Source organism: Burkholderia lata (genome assembly GCF_902499025.1).
GTDB classification, from domain to species: domain Bacteria; phylum Pseudomonadota; class Gammaproteobacteria; order Burkholderiales; family Burkholderiaceae; genus Burkholderia; species Burkholderia lata_C.
Genome location: NZ_CABVPW010000017.1, coordinates 96985 through 117867 on the forward strand (window position 1 = coordinate 96985; position 20883 = coordinate 117867).

Sequence of the window (20883 nt, forward strand, 5' to 3'; positions counted from 1 at the left end):
TGACGCTCAACAGGAGCCCGACGCTACTTTGAAGCCGACCCAAGCACTGGAATTCGTCGCGCCGCGCGACGACAACGCGCGCCTCGCCAACCTCTGCGGCCCGCTCGACGAGAACCTGCGGCAGATCGAACAGGCGCTCGACGTCACGCTGTCGCGACGCGGCCACCGGATCGCGATCCGCGGTCGCGGCGCCAAGCTCGCGCTCGCCGCGCTCGAGAACTTCTACAACCGCGCGCGCGATGCGTTGTCGGTCGACGACATCCAGCTCGCGCTGGTCGAAGTGCGCCACACGTCCGGCAACGGCCGCCAGGACACGCTCGACGTGCGCTTCCGCGGCGACCCCGACCATCCGTTCGACGACCCCATCGTACAACTCGACGCCGGCGAGCCGGACGAGGAGCCCGCACCGAAGCTCTACACGCGGCGCGCCGACCTGCGCGGCCGCACGCCCGCGCAGCGCGAATACCTGAAGCAGATCCTGTCGCACGACGTGACGCTCGGCGTCGGGCCGGCCGGCACCGGCAAGACCTACCTCGCGGTCGCGTGCGCGGTCGACGCGCTCGAGCGCGACCAGGTCAAGCGGATCGTGCTGACGCGCCCGGCCGTCGAGGCCGGCGAGCGGCTCGGTTTCCTGCCGGGCGATCTCGCGCAGAAGGTCGACCCGTACCTGCGTCCGCTGTACGACGCGCTGTACGACCTGCTCGGCTTCGACAAGACGGCGAAGATGTTCGAGCGCCAGATGATCGAGATCGCGCCGCTCGCGTACATGCGCGGCCGCACGCTGAACCACGCGTTCATCATCCTCGACGAGGCGCAGAACACGACGCCCGAGCAGATGAAGATGTTCCTCACGCGGATCGGCTTCGGCTCGAAGGCGGTCGTGACCGGCGACACGAGCCAGGTCGACCTGCCCCGCGGCCACAAGAGCGGCCTCGTCGAGGCGCAGCAGGTGCTCGGCGGCGTGCGCGGCATCGCGCTCACGCGCTTCACCAGCGCGGACGTCGTGCGCCATCCGCTCGTCGCGCGCATCGTCGAGGCATACGACGAATTCCACGCGCAGCACCAGGACGGCTGACCCTCCGGCGGCGCCTGCACGCCGCCCCGGCTCGACAGCCCGGCCCGGCCCGCCAGACGGCGTGCCGGGCTTTTTTTCGCCTGCGTGAATTCGGGTGCGATCGGCCGTTTGGTGTATCCTCAACGCGTCCTAATCGCCGCACGCGTCATGAAATCCTCCCGTTCCCGCAAGTCCGGGCGCGCCCAGTCCGCCGCGCCCGCCTCCCCCCGCCTTTCGCTGTTCGATGCGAAGGGCAAGGCCCGGACCGTCAACGCGCAAGGGCTGCGAATCGACTTCCCGGATGGCCGCAGCCTGATGTTCGACCTGTCGGGCAGTTCGGGGGAAGCCGCCGTCGCGATCGTCGCGCAGCACAACGATCCGGCCATGCGCGCGAAGCTCGCGCTGCAGCCCGAGCACTACGACAGCGTGACGCTGCACGTGGGTGCCGAGCCCGCACCGCGCGAAGACGACACCGAAGACGCGCTGCGCGAACCGGAGCTCGACCTGTCCGTGCAATTCGGTGACGAAATCACGAGCGACGTGCGCAAGACGCTGCCGAAGCGCAAGCTGATCGCCGAATGGATCGAGCCGGCGCTGTTCGCCAGCGCGCAGCTCACCGTGCGCTTCGTCGGCGAAGAAGAAGGCCGTACGCTGAACGCCGGCTACCGCCACAAGGACTACCCGACCAACGTGCTGACCTTCGCGTACGACGCGGCGCCCGACGGCACCGTGATCGGCGACCTCGTGCTGTGCTGCCCGGTCGTCGAGAAGGAAGCGCACGACCAGGGCAAGCCGCTCACGGCCCATTACGCGCACCTGCTGGTGCACGGTGCGCTGCACGCGCAGGGCTACGACCACGAGACGAGCGACGAGGACGCGGCCGAAATGGAAGCGCTCGAAGTCGACATCCTCGCCAAGCTGGGCTTCCCGAACCCGTACCAGTAAGCCGTCCGCACGATGCGCAACGCCGCGACGCTCCCGCCCGCCTACCCGCCGTCGATCGGCGACGGGCGCCTGCTGACGGAGGACGAGCTCGCGGCATCGCTCGCGCACACGATGCGCGACTGGGACGGCCGGCAGGATCTCTGGCTGTTCGGCTATGGCTCGCTGATCTGGAACCCGGGATTGCCGACCATCGCCGCCGTGCGCGGCAAGGTGCACGGCTACCATCGCGGGCTCTACCTGTGGTCGCGCGTGAACCGCGGCACCCCCGAGCGCCCGGGCCTCGTACTCGCGCTCGATCGCGGCGGCTCATGCTCGGGCATCGCATTCCGGCTCGCCGGACCGACCGCCCAGCCGCACCTCGAAACGCTGTGGAAGCGCGAAATGCCGATGGGTTCATACCGGCCCGCGTGGCTGCCGTGCTCGCTCGAGAACGGCGAGCGCGTGAACGCACTCGCGTTCGTGATGCGTCGCGACGCGCCGACCTATACGGGCAAGCTGTCCGATCCCGTCGTCAAGGAAGTGTTCGGCTGCGCGGCCGGCCGCTACGGCACGACGCTCGACTACGTGAGTCGCACGGTCGACGCGCTGCGTGCAAGCGGCATCCCCGATCGCGCACTGGAAGGGCTGCTCGCGCGATGCCGGTGACGCGGCACGGCGCCCGGCTTGCCGCCACGCGCTGCCGCGCCGCGTGCGCATTCGAACGAGGGCACGCCCGATGAAACCGTCACGCTGGTCGCGTTGCAAGGTTGCCGCGCTGATCGTCGCCGCGAGCGTCGCGCTGTCCGGCTGCGGGATACTGGGCTGCGGCGGCGCCGCGACCAACGGCGCAGCCGCCGGCGGTTGCTCGGCCGGCATGCGGTTCTGAACCCCGACGACGCCGCGACGCCCGCGTGCGTCAGAATGCCGCCCCGACCGCCTCCGCCGGACGTTTTCCCGCGTCAGGGCTTCCCGTCCCTTCCGCACCCGTTTTTTGCCGCCGCTGCCCCGCCGCCCTTTTCTGAGATAGGATGGAACCAAGGACGATGTCGCGCGCGGCGCGGCCGTCTGCGAGCGGGGCCCGCGCGAGCTGCCCACCCTGGCCGTGCGGCTGGTGTGACACGGTTGCGTCGTGCCCTTGGTGTATCCTTGCCTACTCCGTGACAGCGCGCTCCGGCATGACCCGGGCGCACCACCATGAACGATTCGTATCCCAGTCGTAAGCCAACCGACAAACCGCAAGAAAAGCGCTCGCTGCTCGAGCGCCTGACCGACTTCATCTCGCCCGAGCCCGAATCCCGCGGCGAGCTGCTGGAAATCCTGCAGGACGCCCACGAGCGCAACCTGATCGACGCCGATTCGCTGTCGATGATCGAAGGCGTGTTCCAGGTATCCGACCTGTGCGCACGCGACATCATGGTGCCGCGCGCACAGATGGACGCGATCAACATCGCCGACAAGCCTGAAGATTTCATCCCGTTCGTCCTCGAAAAGGCGCACTCGCGCTACCCCGTGTACGAGGAGAACCGCGACAACGTCATCGGCGTGCTGCTCGCGAAGGACCTGCTGCGCTTCTATGCCGAAGAGGAATTCGACGTGCGCGGGATGCTGCGCCCGGCCGTGTTCATTCCCGAATCGAAGCGCCTGAACGTGCTGTTGCACGACTTCCGCGTGAACCGCAACCACCTCGCGATCGTCGTCGACGAATACGGCGGCGTCGCGGGCCTGATCACGATCGAGGACGTGCTCGAACAGATCGTCGGCGACATCGAGGACGAATACGACTTCGACGAGGAAGCCGGCAACATCATCTCGGGGCCCGACGGCCGCTACCGCGTGCGTGCGCTCACCGAGATCGAACAGTTCAACGAGACGTTCGGCACCGATTTCCCCGACGACGAAGTCGACACGATCGGCGGGCTGATCACGCATCATTTCGGCCGCGTCCCGCATCGCGGCGAGAAGCTGCAGCTCGGCAATCTCGTGTTCGAGATCCAGCGCGGCGATGCACGCCAGGTCCACGTACTGCTGGTGCGCCGCAACCCGCTCGCCAGCCGTCGCGCCGAAGCCTCGCACGAGGACTGACCGTCGCGCGCCAGCCGCGCGTTCCACAACCGCTCGCCCACTTCCGCTTCACATGGACGATCCGATCCTGTCCCGCCCGGCTGGCGGCCTTCTCGCGCCGACACCCGGCCGCGCGCTGCCGCGCTGGCACTACCCGGCCGCGCTGCTCGCCGGCGCAGCCAATACGCTCAGCTTCGCACCGACGCCGCATGGCGGCTGGCTGCAACTCGTCGTATTCGTCTGGTTTTTCGCGCAGCTCACGCGCACCGCAAGCTGGCGCAGCGCCGCGCTCACCGGCGGTGCGTTCGGCTTCGGCAACTTCATCACCGGCATCTGGTGGCTCTACATCAGCATGCACGTGTACGGCGAGATGGCCGCGCCGCTCGCGGGCGGCGCGCTCGTGCTGTTCTCGCTGTACCTGTCGCTGTACCCGGCGTTCTCCGCCGCGCTGTGGTCGTTCTGCGCGGGCCATGCGTGGCATCGCCGCACGCCCGACCCGCGGCCGTTCTTGCCGACCTGGCATGGCGCATTCGCGTTCGCGAGCGCCTGGGCGCTCGGCGAATGGCTGCGCGGCACCGTCCTCACCGGCTTCCCGTGGCTCGCCAGCGGCTATCCGCAGGTCGACGGCCCGTTCGCCGGCTTCGCGCCGGTCGCCGGCGTGTACGGGATCGCTTGGGTGCTCGCGCTGTTCGCCGCGCTGGTCGTGCAGGCGCTCGCCGCCGCCCGGCCGTCGCCGCTCGCCGAGCCCCGCGCCGGCAATGCGCGCGTGCGCATCGCCGCGCCGGCCGGCATCGCGCTCGCGCTGATCGCGGCCGGTCTCGGGCTGTCGCAGGTCACCTGGACCGTGCCCGCGAACGCGCCGCTCACCGTGCGGCTGCTGCAGGGCAACGTGAAGCAGGACATCAAGTTCGAGGAAGCGGGCATCGACGCGGCGATCAAGATGTACACGCAGATGATCGTCGAGAAGCCGGCCGACCTGATCGTCACGCCGGAAACCGCGATCGCGGTGATGATCCAGGAGCTGCCCGAGCCGTTCGCGGTCGCAATCCGCAAGTTCAGCGACACGACGGGCTCGGCCGTGCTGTTCGGCGCGGTCGGCGCATCGGTGACCGAGGACGGCCACTACGTCGACTATACGAACAGCCTGTACGGCGTGACGCCTAATTCGCGCGACATCTATCACTACGACAAGCACCACCTCGTGCCCTTCGGCGAATTCATCCCGTGGGGCTTCCGGTGGTTCGTCGACCTGATGAAGATGCCGCTCGGCGACTTCGCGCGCGGCGCGCCGGTGCAGAAGCCGTTCCTCGTGCACAACCAGCCCGTGATGGCCGACATCTGCTACGAGGACTTGTTCGGCGAGGAAATCGCCGCGACGATCCGCGACAATCCGCAGCCGCCGGGCGTGCTCGTCAACGTGACGAACCTCGCATGGTTCGGCGACACGATCGCGCTCGACCAGCACCTGCAGATCGCGCGGATGCGCTCGCTCGAGACGGGCCGGCCGATGCTGCGCTCGACCAACACGGGGATGACGGCCGCGATCGATGCGCACGGTCGCGTGCTCGGCCAGCTGAAGCCGTTCACGATCGGCTCGCTCGACGTGCGGATCGAAGGCACGAGCGGCTTCACGCCTTACGTGACGAGCGGCAACAACATCGTGCTTGCGGTGTCGCTCGTGCTGCTCGCGTTCGGCTTCACGTTCGGCCCCGGGCTGCGCCGGCGCAACGGCAACAAGAACGGCGACGACCAGCCGGAATGACGCAACGGGCGGCCGCTGCGCAGTGCGCGGCGGCCGTCGCCGCCTGCAACATGCGGCAGCGGCCCATGGCCGCGAGCCGCCCGGCCGCTCAGGCCTGCCGGGCCGACTCCACCGGTTGAACCGATTAAGCCGGTTGAACCGGCTGCGCGGCCAGGCGCCGCAGGTCGCCGCTCACCGCCTCCATCACCGGCTCCCACGCGTCGAACGCCGGTTGCCGGTACAGCGTCGCGGTCGGGTACCACGGGCTGTCCTTGCGTTCGAGCAGCCACGGCCAGTGCGGATTCACGTCGAGCAGCACCCAGGTGCGCGCGCCGAGCGCGCCCGCCAGGTGCGCGACCGACGTGCACACGGTGATCACGAGATCCAGCGCGCCGATGAATGCGGCCGTGTCGTCGAAGCTCGTCAGTTCCGCCGTGACATCCTCGATCGCAAAGCCGGCCGCGCGCGCCGCCACGACATCCGCGTTCGCGCCCGGCTGCAGCGAATAGAACGCGACGCCGTCGATCCCGCGGAATGCATCGGCATAGCGCTCGAGCCCGACACGCCGGAACGGATTGCGCTGGTGCCCCGCACTGCCGGTCCACACGAGCCCGACCTTCAGCCGGCTGTCGCCCGCGAGCCGCGCACGCCACGCGTCCCGCGCGGACGGATCGGCCCGCAGGTACGGCACCGACGACGCAAGCGTCGACGCTTCCATGCCGAGCATCAGCGGCAGGCCGATCAGCGGTAATTCGTAATCGAAGGCGGGCAGCACGTCGACGCCGCCGCCCGCACTGAACGCATCCGCATGCGCGCCGAGGCTGCGCTGCATCAGTGTGCCGACCAGCGGGAACGTATTCCAGATGAGCCGGCCGCCCTCGCGATGCACGCGCTCGGCGAGCGGCGCAACGAAGCGGCAGAACTGCAGCACGTCGCCGAGCCCCTGCTCGCCCCACACGAGCAGCGTCTTGCCGGCGAGCGGCTCGCCCTGCCAGCGCGGGCCCGGCAGCACCGGCCGGCGGCCGCGCAACTCGCCCGCGCCGTCCCAGCGTGCCTCGTGGCCGCGCCAGCCGGCCGCGAGGTTGCCGCGCACGAGCTGGACGATCGCCAGGTTGAAACGGTACGACGCGTCGCCGGGCGCCAGCTCGCACGCGCGCGCCGCGTAGCGCTCGGCGTCGTCCCAGCGCTGCGCCTCCTTCATCGCCAGCGCGACGTTGTTCATCGCGAGCGCGTTGTCGGGCGCGAGCTCGACGAGCCGCGCGGCGCACGCGAGCGCGCCGTCCAGGTCGTGCGTCGCGATCCGCGCGACGACGAGGTTGATCCACGCCTGTACGTCGTGCGGATCGGCATGCACGGCCGCTTCCAGCAGCGCAATCTCCTCCGCGCGGTCGCTGCCCGACAGCCGTAGCGCGATCGCGAGGTTGTTGCGCAGCGATGGCCGCCCGGCATCGAGCGCCAGCGCCGCGCGATACGGCGCCACGGCGTCCGCGTGACGGCCCGCCATCTGCAGCGCGTAGCCGTGATTGAAGTACGCGGTGGCGCCGGGCTGCACGCGCGCCGCGCATTCGGCGAGCGCGACCGCGTCGGCCGTGCGCTGCCGCGCGACGAGCGCGCCGGTGAGCTGCGCGAGCGCATCGGCGTCGACCGCATGCAGATGCGCGGCGGCGGCGAGCCACAGGTCGTGCGCGGCGTGCTCGCCGCGCGCCTGCGCATCGCCGGCCTGCCCGAGCAGCGCGAGGAAGGGCGGAAGCAGCGGAATGAGGATGTCGGTCGGTTCGTCCATGCAGTCGGGATCGGCTAGCGGTCGCGCGGCACACGTCGCGCGCACCGCAATACGCGCATCTTAACGCCCGTGCGAAGCCGCGCGGCACCCGCGTCGCGACATGCTGCGCGCGGCCGCCCGGCGCGCCTGCGCAGGCCGCTCGAACGGGGTCGACGGTGCGGCCGCCCGCGTTCCGGCCGCATCCGCTCGCCGATCCGGTAAAATTACGCGTTTCAGCACACTAACAAGCCGCGCCGCCGCGCGAGCCGACCCTCCGGGCCCCGCCCGGAGCGCCGCCCGCAACGGAGCGCCAGCGCCACGAAGGCTCTTCATGCTTACGTTTCAGCAAATCATCCTGACGCTGCAGTCCTACTGGGACAAGCAGGGTTGCGCCCTGCTCCAGCCCATCGACATGGAAGTCGGCGCGGGCACGTCGCACGTCCACACGTTCCTGCGCGCGGTCGGCCCCGAGCCGTGGCGCGCCGCTTACGTGCAGCCGTCGCGCCGCCCGAAGGACGGCCGTTACGGCGAGAACCCGAACCGCCTGCAGCACTACTACCAGTACCAGGTCGTGCTCAAGCCGGCGCCGGAAAACATCCTCGACCTGTACCTCGGCTCGCTCGAAGCGCTCGGCTTCGACCTGAAGCAGAACGACGTGCGCTTCGTCGAGGACGACTGGGAAAACCCGACGCTCGGCGCGTGGGGCCTCGGCTGGGAAGTGTGGCTGAACGGGATGGAAGTCACGCAGTTCACGTATTTCCAGGAAGTCGGCGGCCTCGAATGCAAGCCGGTGCTCGGCGAGATCACGTACGGCCTCGAGCGCCTCGCGATGTACCTGCAGAAGGTCGAGAACGTGTACGACCTCGTGTGGACCGAGTGGGAAGAGCAAGGCCCGAACGGCCCCGAGCTGCGCCGCCTGTCGTATGGCGACGTCTATCACCAGAACGAGGTCGAGCAGTCGACCTACAACTTCGAGCACGCGAACGTCGACCTGCTGTTCACGTTCTTCAACAGCTACGAAGCGGAAGCGAAGAAGATGATCGACGCACAGCTCGCGCTGCCCGCGTACGAGCTCGTGCTGAAGGCCGGCCACACGTTCAACCTGCTCGACGCACGCGGCGCGATCTCGGTCACCGAGCGCGCGGCGTACATCGGCCGCATCCGCGCGCTGTCGCGTCTCGTCGCACAGGCTTACTACGACTCGCGCGAGAAGCTCGGCTTCCCGATGCTCGGCAACCCGCCGGGCGTGCCGGGCCTCACCACCGACGCCCAGGACGCCGCCCAGCCGGCGTGGGTGCCGCCGCTCAAGGTCGAACGCAAGATCGATCAGGACTGACGAGACGAGATTCATTCCAATCATGACGCACAATCATCCCGCCCCCCTGCTCGTCGAACTGCTGACCGAAGAGCTGCCGCCGAAGGCCCTCGCGCGCCTCGGCGACGCATTCGCCGAAGGTCTCGCGCAACGCCTCGCGGCACGCGACCTCGTTGACGGCGAACTCGTGTTCGAACGCTACGCCACGCCGCGCCGCCTCGCCGTCGTCGTGCAGAACGTGCGCGCCGTCGCACCTGAAAAGCAGGTCCGCGAAAAGGTCCTGCCCGTGTCGGTCGCACTCGACGCCGAAGGCAAGCCGACCGCGCCGCTCGCGAAGAAGCTCGCGGCGCTCGGCCACCCGAACCTGTCGATCGCGGATCTCGAACGCGCGCAGGACGGCAAGGCCGAAGCGTTCTTCATCAACTACTCGGCAGCCGGCGCGACGCTCGCCGACGGCCTGCAGGCCGCGCTCGACGAAACGCTCGCGAAGCTGCCGATCCCGAAGTTCATGACCTACCAGCGCCCGGACGGCTCCGACGTGAAGTTCGTGCGCCCGGTGCATCGCCTGACGGTGCTGCACGACGATCGCATCGTGCCCGTCACCGCATTCGGCATCGACGCCGGCGATACCACGCTCGGCCACCGCTTCCTGTCCGACGGCCTCGTCGCGATCCAGCATGCACGCGCGTACGCCGACACGCTGCGCGACAAGGGCCGCGTGATCGCGCACTTCGCCGATCGCCGCGAAACGATCCGCACGCAGCTGAACGAACACGCGAACGGCGATACCGTCGTGATGCCCGAGTCGCTGCTCGACGAAGTGACGTCGCTGGTCGAATGGCCGGTCGTCTACCCGTGCCGCTTCGAGGACGAATTCCTGCAGGTCCCGCAGGAATGCCTGATCCTCACGATGCAGACGAACCAGAAGTATTTCGCGCTGACCGACGTCGCCGGCAAGCTGCGCTCGCGCTTCCTGATCGTGTCGAACATCGAGACGAAGACGCCGGGCGAGATAATCGAAGGCAACGAGCGCGTCGTGCGCCCGCGCCTCGCCGATGCGAAGTTCTTCTTCGAGCAGGACAAGAAGAAGCCGCTCGCCGACCGCGTGCCGCAGCTCGCGAACGTCGTGTATCACAACAAGCTCGGTTCGGCGCTCGCACGCGTCGAGCGCCTTGAAGCGCTGGCCGGCGAGATCGCGCCCGCGATCGGCGCCGACGCCACGCTCGCGAAGCGCGCCGCGCGTCTCGCGAAGGCCGACCTGCTGACCGACATGGTCGGCGAGTTCCCGGAACTGCAGGGCACGATGGGCACGTACTACGCGCGCCACGACGGCGAAGCCGACGACGTCGCGCTCGCGTGCGCCGAGCACTACCAGCCGCGCTTCTCCGGCGACGCCCTGCCGACCTCGCCGGTGTCGACCGCCGTCGCGCTCGCCGACAAGCTCGAGACGATCGTCGGCATCTGGGGCATCGGCCTCGCGCCGACCGGCGAGAAGGATCCGTTCGCGCTGCGCCGCCACGCGCTCGGCGTGCTGCGCCTGCTGCTCGAGAAGCAGCTGCCGCTCGATCTCGTGGCGCTGCTGCGCACGGCCCATGCACGCTTCGAAGGCGTGCCGGGCGTGGCCGAATCGACCGATGCGATCCTCGCGTTCTTCATGGATCGCCTGCGCGGCCTGCTGCGCGAGCGCGGCTACTCGGCCGGCGAAATCGACGCGGTGCTGAGCCTGAACCCGACGCGCGTCGACGATCTCGTCGCACGCCTCGACGCGGTGCGCGAATTCACGCGCCTCGCGGAAGCCGAAGCGCTCGCGGCCGCGAACAAGCGGATCTCGAACATCCTGAAGAAGTCGGAAGGCGGCGCAAACGGTGCGGTACAGCCGGCGCTGCTCGTCGAGGCCGCCGAGAAGGCGCTGCACGAACAGCTCGCGGCCGTGACGCCGCACGTGCAGTCGCAGCTCGAGGCGCGTGCGTACACGGGCGCGCTGTCGGCGCTCGCCGCACTGCGCGCACCGGTCGACACGTTCTTCAACGACGTGATGGTCAACGCGGAAGATCCGGCGCTGCGCGCGAACCGCCTCGCGCTGCTGTCCGCGCTGCACCAGCAGATGAACTGCGTCGCCGACATCTCGAAGCTCGCTGCATAAGGGCCGCACGATGCCGACCAGCCCCAACCGAAAGCTCGTCGTCCTCGACCGGGACGGCGTGATCAACGTCGATTCGGATGCGTTCATCAAGACGCCCGACGAATGGATCGCGCTGCCCGGCGCCCTCGAGGCGATCGCCCGGCTCAACCACGCGGGTTATCGCGTGGTCGTCGCGACCAACCAGTCCGGCATCGGTCGCGGGCTGTTCGACATGGCCACGCTCAACGAGATGCATCTGAAGATGCATCGCGCGGCGGCCGCGGTCGGCGCACGTATCGACGCGGTGTTCTTCTGCCCGCACACGGCCGAGGATCACTGCGACTGCCGCAAGCCGAAACCCGGCATGATGCAGATGATCGCCGAGCGCTTCGAGATCGATCCCGATCACACGCCGGTCGTCGGCGATTCGCTGCGCGACCTGCAGGCCGGCGTCGCGGTCGGCTTCCAGCCGCACCTCGTGCTCACCGGCAAGGGCAAGAAGACGCTCGCCGCCGGCAACCTGCCGCCCGGCACGAAGGTCCACGACGACCTGCGCGCGTTCGCGCTCGATTTCCTTTCACACGAACACGAGTGATGCAGCCACCGCGCGCATCCTCCCTAACGCCAGACTTACGCCGATGCGCTTCGTCCGCTCCCTGCTGCTGCTGATCTACTTCATCGTGTACACGGTGCCATACGCCACCGCGTGCTTCATCGCCTTTCCGTTCATGCGCTCCGACGCGCGCTACTGGATGGCGGCCGGCTGGTGCAAGTCGACGCTGTGGGTCGTGCGCTGGCTGAACGGCATCCGCTACCGGATCGAAGGGTTCGAGAACCTGCCTGACGGCCCGGCGGTGCTGCTGTCGAAGCACCAGTCCGCATGGGAGACGCTCGCGTTCCCGGCGCTGATGCCGAAGCCGCTCTGCTACGTGTTCAAGCGCGAGCTGCTGTACGTGCCGTTCTTCGGCTGGGCGCTCGGGATGCTGCACATGGTCAACATCAACCGCAAGGAAGGCAAGAATGCATTCGTGTCGGTGATCCGCCAGGGCAAGAAGCGCCTGTCGGAAGGTGCATGGATGATCATGTTCCCGGAAGGCACGCGCACGCCGGTCGGCAAGCAGGGCAAGTACAAGACGGGCGGCGCGCGCTTCGCGATCGAAACCGGCGCACCGGTCGTGCCGATCGCGCACAATGCAGGTCGGGTGTGGCCGCGCAACTCGTTCACGAAATTCCCCGGTGTCGTCACCGTGTCGATCGGCAAGCCGATCCCGAGCGACGGGCTGACGCCCGATGCATTGAACTCGCAGGTCGAAGCATGGATCGAAGCGGAAATGCGCCGGATCGATCCGGATTCGTATCGCCAGGCGGGCAATGCCGGCACGCGCGATGCCGCGCGTGTCTGACGCCCCCAGGTTGCAGCCGTTGCGTACGACAAAAAGAAGCGAACTGATGAAACAGCGTCCGCGGCCACGGCCTGCCGTCGTGGCCCTCGATCATCGCCAGATGGACCTGCCGCTCTTCGACGGGCCGGCCGCCGCACCGTCCGCGCCCGCCACGCCGCCGGCACCACCCGAAGCGGCACCCGCCGCCCCCCTCGACCCGGGCCCGGCGCCCGACCGCTCGCGCGTGCGCACGTTCGCACTCGACAGCCGCGTGCTCGAATACCGCCTGAAGCGCTCGGCGCGCCGCACGATCGGTTTTACGATCGACGGCAGCGGGCTGTCGATCACCGCGCCGCGCTGGGTCACGCTCGCCGACATCGAAGCCGCGATCGCCGAGAAACAGCGCTGGATCTTCGCGAAGCTCGCGGAGTGGAAGACGCGCACCGAGCAACGCGCGCTGCCGCAGATCGACTGGCGCGACGGCGCGCAGCTCCCGTACCTCGGCAAGACGGTGACGATCGCGCTCGGCGCGGGCGCCGTCGCATTCGATGCCGATGCGCTGCGGCTCTCGTTGCCGCTACCCGTGCAGGCCGACATGCAGCAGATCAAGGATCGCGTGCAGGGCTGGCTGCAGGGCGAAGCGAAGCGCATCTTCGGGGAACGCCTCGCGGTCTATGCGGAGATGCTCGGCGTCACGTATTCGATGTATGCGCTGTCGTCGGCCGCGACGCGCTGGGGCAGTTGCTCGAGCGACGGCAAGATCCGCCTGAACTGGCGGCTGATCCATTTCCCGATGTCGATCATCGACTACGTCGTCGCGCACGAGCTGTCGCACCTGCGCGAGATGAACCACAGCCCGGCCTTCTGGCAGACCGTCGAGTCGATCTTCCCCGAGTTCCGCGAAGCGCGGCACACGCTCAAGCATCACCCGCCCGAGTTGCTGCCGTCGCTTTGATGCGCACGGCGTCGCCGCCAACGAAAAAGGGCGATGCGGGTCACCCCCGCATCGCCCTTTTTTGCGGCAGCGGCGCACATCGCACGCCGCTGCCCGGTTCATCCGGCGCTCAGTGCGCCTTCTTCTGGATGAACTCGATCTTGTAGCCGTCCGGATCCTCGACGAACGCAATCACGGTCGTACCGTGCTTCATCGGGCCCGCTTCGCGCGTGACCTTGCCGCCTTGGGCCTTGATCTTGTCGCAGGCCGCGTACGCGTCGTCGACTTCCAGCGCCAGATGGCCGAAACCCGTGCCGAGATCGTAGGACGGCGTGTCCCAGTTGTGGGTCAGTTCGATCACCGTGTTGTTGCTTTCATCGCCGTAGCCGACGAATGCGAGCGTGAACTTGCCTTCCGGATAGTCGTCGCGGCGCAGCACCTTCATGCCGAGCAACTCGGTGTAGAACTTGATCGAGCGGTCGAGATCGCCGACTCGCAGCATCGTATGCAGCAATCGCATGTGTTGTACTCCTGTGGGGACTTTCCAGAACGGGGAACTCTACCAGAGTCGGGTGAACTTCGCCGGGGACGCCTGGCGGGGGGCGCCAAGCCGGGAGCGGCCACTCGTCGCGCGGCCGATACAGCCCTTCGGCACCAACCGATGCGAACGCAACGGCGGAAAACAGCACGATCCGGCTCGCCCGGCCAACGCGCCGATCGGGTAACATCCTTCCACCTCGCACCAAAATCGGGCATGCAGCCCGCCGCCGAACGCGATCACCTCTCCCCCTAGACAGCCACACTGCCGTGCGAAACCGCCGATTCGAGCGCGCCGGATGCGCGCCCCTCCCGATCTTGCAGCCGCCGTACCGAACCGGCGAGGTTCGCCGATGACCACGCTCGCCGCCGCCCCCGTGCGCCGCGCGCTCGACACGCGCGCCGTCGGCCTGATGCTGCTGCTATGCGCGATCTGGGGCTTCCAGCAAGTCGCGATCAAGAGCACGAACGCCGCGATCGCGCCGATGTTCCAGGCCGGGCTGCGCTCGGTGATCGCTGCAGTGCTGCTGTGGGGCTGGGCCCGTTCGCGCGGTACGCCGCTGTTCCGGGCGGACGGCACGTTCGGCGCAGGCGTTGCGGCCGGTGCGCTGTTCGCCGGCGAATTCATCTGCGTGTTTTTCGGGCTGACGCTGACGAGCGCATCGCACATGGCGATCTTCCTGTATACGGCGCCGTGCTTCACCGCGCTCGGCCTGCACCTGTTCGCACCGGGCGAACGGCTGCAGCGCACGCAGTGGGCCGGCGTCGGCCTGGCATTCGCCGGCATCGCACTCGCGTTCGCCGACGGCTTCCTGAAGCCGCGCGCGCCCGGCGCGTCGGTACTGGCCGGGCTCGCCGGCGACGCGCTCGGGATCCTCGGCGGCGCGATGTGGGCCGCGACGACGGTCGTCGTGCGCTCGACGGCACTCGCTCGGGCAAGCGCGAGCAAGACGCTGTTCTACCAGCTCGCGGTATCGGCGGTCGTGCTGGTCGCGCTTGCCGCACTGTTCGGCCAGGTGTCGTTCGCGCACGTCACACCGGTCGCGGTAGCGAGCCTCGCGTACCAGTCGGTGATCGTCGCGTTCGTCAGCTACCTGTCGTGGTTCTGGCTGCTGACGCGCTACAGCGCGTCGCGGCTGTCCGTCTTCACGTTCCTGTCGCCGCTGTTCGGCGTCGCGTTCGGCGTGCTGCTGCTCGGCGAATCGGTTGGCTGGCGCTTCATGTCCGCGGCCGCGCTGGTGCTGACCGGCATCGCACTCGTCAACGCGCCGCCACGCCGGCGCGCATGACGACCAGGCGCAACACGCGCCCATCCACGTACACGCAATAAAAAAGGCTGCCCCGCAGGGCAGCCTCTTCCGCACATCCTGTCCGGCATGCGTGACCCGCGTTAGCCGGCCTTGCGCACCGCCGCGAGCGCCTGCGCGACGCCGACGTATTCGGCCACGCTCACATCCTCCGCGCGGCGCGCGAGATCGAAGCCGAGCGCGTCGAAATCGATCGTCTCGCGATAGTCGCCGAGCGTATTGCGCAGCATCTTGCGGCGCTGCGAGAACGCGGCGGTGACGATCTCGCCGAGTAGCACGGGATCGACGTCCGGCAGTTCGTGCGGCTCGTACGGAATCATCCGGACGATCGCCGAATCGACCTTCGGCGGCGGCTGGAACGATTCCGGCGGCACGTCGAGCATCTTCTCCATCACGTAGCGGTACTGCAGCATCACCGACAACCGCGAAAACGCCTTCGTGCCCGGCTCCGCGACCATCCGTTCGACCACTTCGTTCTGCAGCATGAAGTGCTGGTCGATGACCGCATCGGCGAACGTCATCAGGTGAAACAGCAGCGGGCTGGAAATGTTGTACGGCAGGTTGCCGACGATCCGCAGCGACGGCTTGTCGCCGGGCGCCGCGAGCGAACGGAAGTCGAACGCGAGCGCATCGCCCGCGTGCAGTTCGAGCAGCGCGCCGAAGCGTTGCTGCAGGCGCCCGATCAGGTCGCGGTCGAGTTCGACCGCATGCAGCGGCGACTCGGGCGTCGCGAGGCGCTCGATCAGTGGCTCGGTCAGCGCGCCGAGCCCGGGGCCGATCTCGACCATGCGCTGGCCGCGCGCGGGGCCGATCGTCGAGACGATCGAGTCGATCACGCCGTGATCGACGAGGAAGTTCTGCCCGAAGCGCTTGCGCGCGAAGTGGCCTTGGTGCTGTCTGCTGTTCGACATCGACTGAATAAAACGAAAAATACGACGAATGAGGTGAAGCCGGGCCGCGTCAGGCCGTGCGGCGATGACGCGCCATCGTGACGGCCGTGTCGAGCGCGGCGATCATGCTGCCCGGGTCCGCACGGCCCGTGCCGGCCAGATCGAGCGCCGTGCCGTGATCGACCGACGTCCGGATGATCGGCAGCCCGAGCGTCACGTTGATGCCCTCGCCGAACGTCGCATACTTCAGCACGGGCAGCCCTTGATCATGGAACATCGCGAGCACGCAATCGGCGTCGGCGAGATAGCGCGGCTGGAACAGCGTGTCGGCCGGATACGGGCCGCGCGCGTCGATGCCCTGCGCGTTCGCGCGGGCCAGCGCCGGCGAGATCACGTCGATCTCCTCGCGGCCGAGATAACCGTTCTCGCCCGCGTGCGGGTTCAGGCCCGTCACGAGGATGCGCGGCGCGGCAAGACCGAAGTCGCGCCGCAGGTCGCGATCGATGATCGCGAGCGTCTCGACGAGCCCGTCGATCGTGAGTGCGGCCGACACGTCCTTCAGCGGCAGGTGCGTGGTCGCGAGCGCGACGCGCAGCGGCTGGTGGCCGGTACCGGCCAGCATCATCACGACACGCGGCGTATGCGTGCGCTCCGCCAGGTATTCGGTATGGCCGGTGAACGGCACGCCCGCATCGTTGATCGTGCTCTTCTGCAGCGGCGCGGTGACGATCGCGTCGTACCGGCCTGCCAGCGCGCCGTCGATCGCCGCGTCGAGCAGCCCGAGCACGTACGGGCCGTTCGCCGCGTCCAGCTTGCCCGCCTGAGCGGGCACGGCGAGCGCATGATGCGCGACCGACACCGGCCCGCTCCCGTCCAGGGTAGCCCGGTCGGCGCCGACGGCTGCCGCACGCGCGTCGAGCAGCGCCGCATCGCCGAGAACGGTGAAATGCGCGTCGGGCCAGCGCTGCGCGGCGTCACGCAGCGCCTGCACGGTCAGCTCCGGGCCGACCCCCGCGGGTTCGCCTGTCGTGATCGCGATCTGCAGCGCGGGCGTGGTCATCTGAAGCTCGCTCAGTTCGCCGGGCCGACGCCGCCGATCTTGTACTGCACGTACGACGAATCGCGCAGCTCGCGCAGCCAGTCGGCATACGCCTGCTCGGCCTTGCGCTGGCCGATCGCCTGACGCGCGATATCCATCTGCTGCTGCACCGAGCCTTCCGCGTCGCGGCGGTTCAGCACCTGGATCAGGTGGTAGCCGTACTCGGTACGAATCGGCTGGCTGATCTGGCCGTCCTGCAGGTTGTTCATCGCGCGCTCGAATTCCGGCACGGTCTCGCCCGGGCTGATCCAGCCGAGATCGCCGCCTTGCGACGCCGAACCGTCCTGCGAGTACGTGCGTGCGAACTTCGCGAAATCGCCGCCGGCCTCGACCTGGTTGCGGATGTCGACCAGTTGCTGGCGCGCCTGGCCTTCCGACTTGCCTTCGCCCACGCGCAACAGGATGTGGCGCACGTGCGTCTGGACGATCTTCGGTGCGGCGGCAGTCGCCCCCTGGCTCTGGCGGCGGTCGACGAGACGCACGATCTCGAAGCCGTCCGGCACGCGGATCAGCGTCGGGTTGACCTGGCCCGGGCGCAGCTTCGATGCGGCGTCGACGACGTCGGCCGGCAGCGCGCTCGGCGCCTTGAAGCCGAGGTCACCGCCCTTCTTCGCGTCGTTCGCTTCCGAATTGTTCTTCGCGAGCTTCTCGAAATCGGCGCCCGACTTCGCCTGCTGCAGCAACGCGTCGGCCTTCTTCTGCGCGGCTTCGATGTCGGCCTGCGGCGCGTTGGTCGGCGCCTTGATGAAGATGTGCTGGAAGCGCAGGTCCTGCTGCTGCGACGCGCTCGGCCCGCGCTGGCTCGCGATGTAGTTCGCGACCTCGGCGTCCGACACGGTGATCTTGCCGTCGACCTCGCGCTCGCGCAGCTTCGACAGCATCAGCTCGGTGCGTGCGTCGCTCGTGAAGATGCTCCAGGGCACGCCTTGCGCCTCGAGACGCGCGCGGTACTGGTCGAGCGTCATGCCGTTCGCCTGCGCGAGACGCTGCAGCGTGGACTGCACGGTTGCGTCGTCGATGCGGATCCCGTCGTCCTTGGCCTTCTGCACCTGGATGCGCTCGAGCACCATCTGGTTCAGCACCTGCGAGCGCAACTGGTCGGTCGGCGGCACGGGTGCATTCTGCTGCTGCAGCCGGCGCGCGATCAGGCCCGCACGCTGGTCGAGTTCGCGGCCCGTGATCACGTCGTTGTTGACGACCGCGACGACTTCGTCGGCGAGCTGCGCACCTTGCGAACCGAGCGCCTGCGCCGCGGCCGGCGCGGCGGCGAGCAGCGCGGCGGCGGCAGCGAGACTGGACACGACTGCCGCGAAACGAAGGGTTTTCTTCATTGCCACTGGAACTCCATTGAAATCGTGCTGACCGGTGCAGACAAGCCGGCGTTACTCGTAGTTGCTGAAGCGGGACATCGGCGGCGGCGGCGGCGGCAGCGGCGTATAGCCCGGCACCCCGGCGCGGAACGCGGCCACGAGGCCGTTATCGACGGTCGACAGGCCCTTGAGCGTCAGCTGCATCATGACTCGCGTCGACGAGTTCTGCTGTCCCGACGAATTGATGCCGTTCGCAGCCCGTTGCACCCCGACCCCGAGCGCCCAGCAATCCGCGTCGTATTGTAAGCCGACCAGACCGTCGACCACGCGATCGCCCGCGAGGTCGTAGTTGAAGCGGCCGATCGCGTACAGGCGGCGCGTGAGCGGCCATTGCGCGGACACCAGGAACTGGTTGATCGGCTGGTTGTCGAGCGTCGTGTTCGAGCGCGTGTAGCGGTAGCCGACGTTGATCACGCGGCGCTCGCCCGGGCTGTAGCCGAAACCGACGCTCGCCTTCGCGAGCTGGTTGTTGTTCTGGTTGTACTGAAAGGCCGTCTCCGACATGAAGCCCGAGCCGAGCTTCAGCGCGGCGCCGACGATCAGGTCCGAGTGGCGCGCCAGTACGGCACTCTGCCCGGAATTCAGCGTGACGCGCTGATCGGCGAAGTAGTACTGCTGCGCGATCACGAAGCGCGCACGCTCGTCGCCGGTGCGCGGATCGATGAAGCGCGACGTGAGGCCGGCCGTGATCCGGTTCGCATCGGCGATCCGGTCGTTGCCGACGAACGTGTTCGGCTGGTAGATCTCCGCGAGGCCGAAGTCCGATTCCGCGGTGTCGAACAGCGGCGCGTTCGACTGGTCGCGATACGGCGTGTACACGTAGTACAGGCGCGGCTCGAGGGTCTGGATGAAGTCCTGGCCGAACAGGCGCACCGAGCGGTCGAAGATCAGGCCCGAATCGAAGCTCACGGTCGGGATCGACTCGGTGAAGCGCTTCGGGCCGTTCGCCGAACTCGACGACAGGTAGTTCAGGTCGTACGACGCGAAGTGATACTGGACCTTCGGCACGACGAAGTAGCCGGGGCCGTACACGCCATACGCGACATACGGGTTGAAGACGATCCGGTCACCCTGGGTCGCATCGGCCGTCGTGATGCGGAACCGCGAATAGTCGGCTTCCGCGCCGAAGTCGAAGCCGCCGACGTTGTACTTCGCGTACTTCACGTTCAACTGCGGCTCGCGGCTGTACGGCGCGATCGACGGCGGCAGCGTCTGCCAGTGCTGGTAGCGCGCGAGCACCGACCACGGGCCGTTGTTGTACGTGAGACCGGCCTCCTGCTGGTACAACGTCTGCGTCCCGTTGATGAACTGGTTCGCCGACCCAAGGTCTTCGGGATACGTATTGTCCGAGACCTTGTTGTAATAGACATAGCCGCCGAAACCGCCGCCGAAGTTCTGCTGGTGCTGCCAGTAGATCGCGTAGCGATTGCGGTGCTCGAGCCGGTCATCCGGCAGGTAATTGGCCGTAAACGTGCCCGAATACGACGGCGACAGGTAGCGGAACGTCGCCTCGGTCATCACGCCGCGCCGCGAGATGATGCGCGGCGTGAGCGTCAGGTCGCGGTTCGGCGCGATGTTGAAGTAGTACGGCAGCGACAGTTCGAACCCGTTGCTCGAGTTCATCGCGAACGTCGGCGGCAGCAAGCCGCTGCGCCGCTCGCCCGACAGCGGGAACGTCATCCACGGGCTCGCGAAGATCGGCACGCCCTGGAAGAACAGCACGCCGTTGCGCGCGGTGCCTTCGTCGGCGCCCGTATCGAAGTCGAAGCGGCTGCCCTTGATGTACCACGCGGGGTTCGTCGAGCACTGGCACGCGGTGTAGGTGCCGTTGACGAACACCGAGCGCTCGTTGTCGACCATGTCGACACGTTCCGCGCTGCCCGACCCGCCCGTCATGTTGAAGCGATACTTCGGCGCCGTCATGAAGCCCTGGTTCGCCTCGATCTTCAGGTGCGCCTCGGGGCCTGCGAACGACGTGCCGGAATTGATCACCCTGACCTGGCCGTACGCATCGGCCATGTCGGTATCCTGATCGTAGTGGAGCGCGTCGGCCTTCACGATGGTGTCACCGCGCCGCAGCTCGGCCGAACCCTTCGCGGCGAGATCCTGCTCGGCCGTGCCGCTCGTGTGGTCGGCGATCACGAAGGCGGCCGGCTTCGCGCCGTCCTTCAGCGGACGATCCTCGAGCTGGGGCGCGAGACGCAGATCCCACGGCGAGTCGAGCGGCTGCGGCTGCGCGGCCGCGCCCGACAGCTGCGCGTACGACACGGCCGGCACGAGGCCGGGCACGGCCAGGAGCGCGAGCGCGAGCCGCCGTTTGCGCGGCGCCCCGTCACCGGGGAAAACATTCGGGAATAGCGGTTTGGGCGGCATCTATCGTTTGGC

The 20883-nt window shown here is 68.3% G+C and carries 18 protein-coding genes; 12 read left to right on the forward strand and 6 right to left on the reverse strand.

Annotation, left to right across the window (positions count from 1 at the left end; genetic code table 11):
- Window positions 1-28: 28 nt before the first annotated feature.
- From BDI24065_RS18800 to lnt, 6 genes are all read left to right on the forward strand, one after another.
- Window positions 29-1075 (forward strand): PhoH family protein, encoded by a 1047-nt coding sequence (locus BDI24065_RS18800; RefSeq protein ID WP_175032539.1) that lies wholly within the window; start codon window positions 29-31, stop codon window positions 1073-1075.
- 147 nt (window positions 1076-1222) lie between these two features.
- Window positions 1223-1999 (forward strand): rRNA maturation RNase YbeY, encoded by a 777-nt coding sequence (gene ybeY / locus BDI24065_RS18805; protein ID WP_175032540.1) that lies wholly within the window; start codon window positions 1223-1225, stop codon window positions 1997-1999.
- 12 nt (window positions 2000-2011) lie between these two features.
- Window positions 2012-2644: a gamma-glutamylcyclotransferase gene (locus BDI24065_RS18810; protein WP_175013881.1), complete on the forward strand. Its 633-nt coding sequence runs from the start codon at window positions 2012-2014 to the stop codon at window positions 2642-2644.
- 70 nt (window positions 2645-2714) lie between these two features.
- Window positions 2715-2864 carry a hypothetical protein gene (locus BDI24065_RS18815; RefSeq protein ID WP_175013880.1) on the forward strand — a complete coding sequence of 50 codons (150 nt, stop codon included), beginning with the start codon at window positions 2715-2717 and terminating at the stop codon, window positions 2862-2864.
- A gap of 308 nt (window positions 2865-3172) precedes the next feature.
- On the forward strand, window positions 3173-4060 hold the full coding sequence (locus BDI24065_RS18820) for an HlyC/CorC family transporter (protein ID WP_011353131.1): 888 nt from the start codon (window positions 3173-3175) through the stop codon (window positions 4058-4060).
- Window positions 4061-4112: 52 nt separating this feature from the next.
- Window positions 4113-5801, forward strand: a complete 1689-nt coding sequence (lnt, locus tag BDI24065_RS18825) for an apolipoprotein N-acyltransferase (protein ID WP_175032541.1) — start codon at window positions 4113-4115, stop codon at window positions 5799-5801.
- 124 nt (window positions 5802-5925) lie between these two features.
- Here the strand turns inward: lnt and BDI24065_RS18830 are convergent, their stop codons facing one another.
- Window positions 5926-7563 carry a tetratricopeptide repeat protein gene (locus BDI24065_RS18830; RefSeq protein WP_175032542.1) on the reverse strand — a complete coding sequence of 546 codons (1638 nt, stop codon included), beginning with the start codon at window positions 7561-7563 and terminating at the stop codon, window positions 5926-5928.
- 310 nt (window positions 7564-7873) lie between these two features.
- Between BDI24065_RS18830 and glyQ the strand changes: the two genes are divergently transcribed.
- The 5 genes from glyQ to BDI24065_RS18855 are packed head-to-tail and all read left to right on the forward strand — an operon-like array spanning window position 7874 to window position 13316.
- Window positions 7874-8878, forward strand: coding sequence for a glycine--tRNA ligase subunit alpha (gene glyQ, locus BDI24065_RS18835; RefSeq protein ID WP_175032543.1), 1005 nt, complete (start codon window positions 7874-7876; stop codon window positions 8876-8878).
- 22 nt (window positions 8879-8900) lie between these two features.
- Window positions 8901-11000: a glycine--tRNA ligase subunit beta gene (gene glyS, locus BDI24065_RS18840; protein ID WP_175032544.1), complete on the forward strand. Its 2100-nt coding sequence runs from the start codon at window positions 8901-8903 to the stop codon at window positions 10998-11000.
- A 10-nt stretch (window positions 11001-11010) separates the two neighbouring features.
- Entirely contained in the window at window positions 11011-11574 is a 564-nt protein-coding gene (gene gmhB / locus BDI24065_RS18845) for a D-glycero-beta-D-manno-heptose 1,7-bisphosphate 7-phosphatase (protein WP_175032545.1), read from the forward strand.
- A gap of 43 nt (window positions 11575-11617) precedes the next feature.
- Window positions 11618-12382 (forward strand): lysophospholipid acyltransferase family protein, encoded by a 765-nt coding sequence (locus BDI24065_RS18850; protein ID WP_175032546.1) that lies wholly within the window; start codon window positions 11618-11620, stop codon window positions 12380-12382.
- A 46-nt stretch (window positions 12383-12428) separates the two neighbouring features.
- Window positions 12429-13316, forward strand: coding sequence for a M48 family metallopeptidase (locus tag BDI24065_RS18855; protein ID WP_175032547.1), 888 nt, complete (start codon window positions 12429-12431; stop codon window positions 13314-13316).
- 109 nt (window positions 13317-13425) lie between these two features.
- Here the strand turns inward: BDI24065_RS18855 and gloA are convergent, their stop codons facing one another.
- A complete protein-coding gene (gloA, locus tag BDI24065_RS18860) occupies window positions 13426-13815 on the reverse strand; it encodes a lactoylglutathione lyase (RefSeq protein ID WP_174955567.1) in 390 nt (129 codons plus the stop codon).
- 370 nt (window positions 13816-14185) lie between these two features.
- Here gloA and BDI24065_RS18865 point away from each other — a divergent pair, with 370 nt between their 5' ends.
- Window positions 14186-15121, forward strand: a complete 936-nt coding sequence (locus tag BDI24065_RS18865) for a DMT family transporter (protein WP_175032548.1) — start codon at window positions 14186-14188, stop codon at window positions 15119-15121.
- 101 nt (window positions 15122-15222) lie between these two features.
- On the opposite strand, the gene rsmA is transcribed toward BDI24065_RS18865, so the two are convergent.
- The 4 genes from rsmA to BDI24065_RS18885 are packed head-to-tail and all read right to left on the reverse strand — an operon-like array spanning window position 15223 to window position 20871.
- Window positions 15223-16050, reverse strand: coding sequence for a 16S rRNA (adenine(1518)-N(6)/adenine(1519)-N(6))-dimethyltransferase RsmA (rsmA, locus tag BDI24065_RS18870; protein ID WP_047852199.1), 828 nt, complete (start codon window positions 16048-16050; stop codon window positions 15223-15225).
- Between the two features lie 49 nt (window positions 16051-16099).
- Window positions 16100-17089, reverse strand: coding sequence for a 4-hydroxythreonine-4-phosphate dehydrogenase PdxA (gene pdxA, locus BDI24065_RS18875; protein WP_175032549.1), 990 nt, complete (start codon window positions 17087-17089; stop codon window positions 16100-16102).
- Window positions 17090-17100: 11 nt separating this feature from the next.
- Window positions 17101-18459, reverse strand: coding sequence for a peptidylprolyl isomerase (locus BDI24065_RS18880; protein WP_175032550.1), 1359 nt, complete (start codon window positions 18457-18459; stop codon window positions 17101-17103).
- A 51-nt stretch (window positions 18460-18510) separates the two neighbouring features.
- A complete protein-coding gene (locus BDI24065_RS18885) occupies window positions 18511-20871 on the reverse strand; it encodes an LPS-assembly protein LptD (protein WP_175032551.1) in 2361 nt (786 codons plus the stop codon).
- Window positions 20872-20883: the final 12 nt, after the last annotated feature.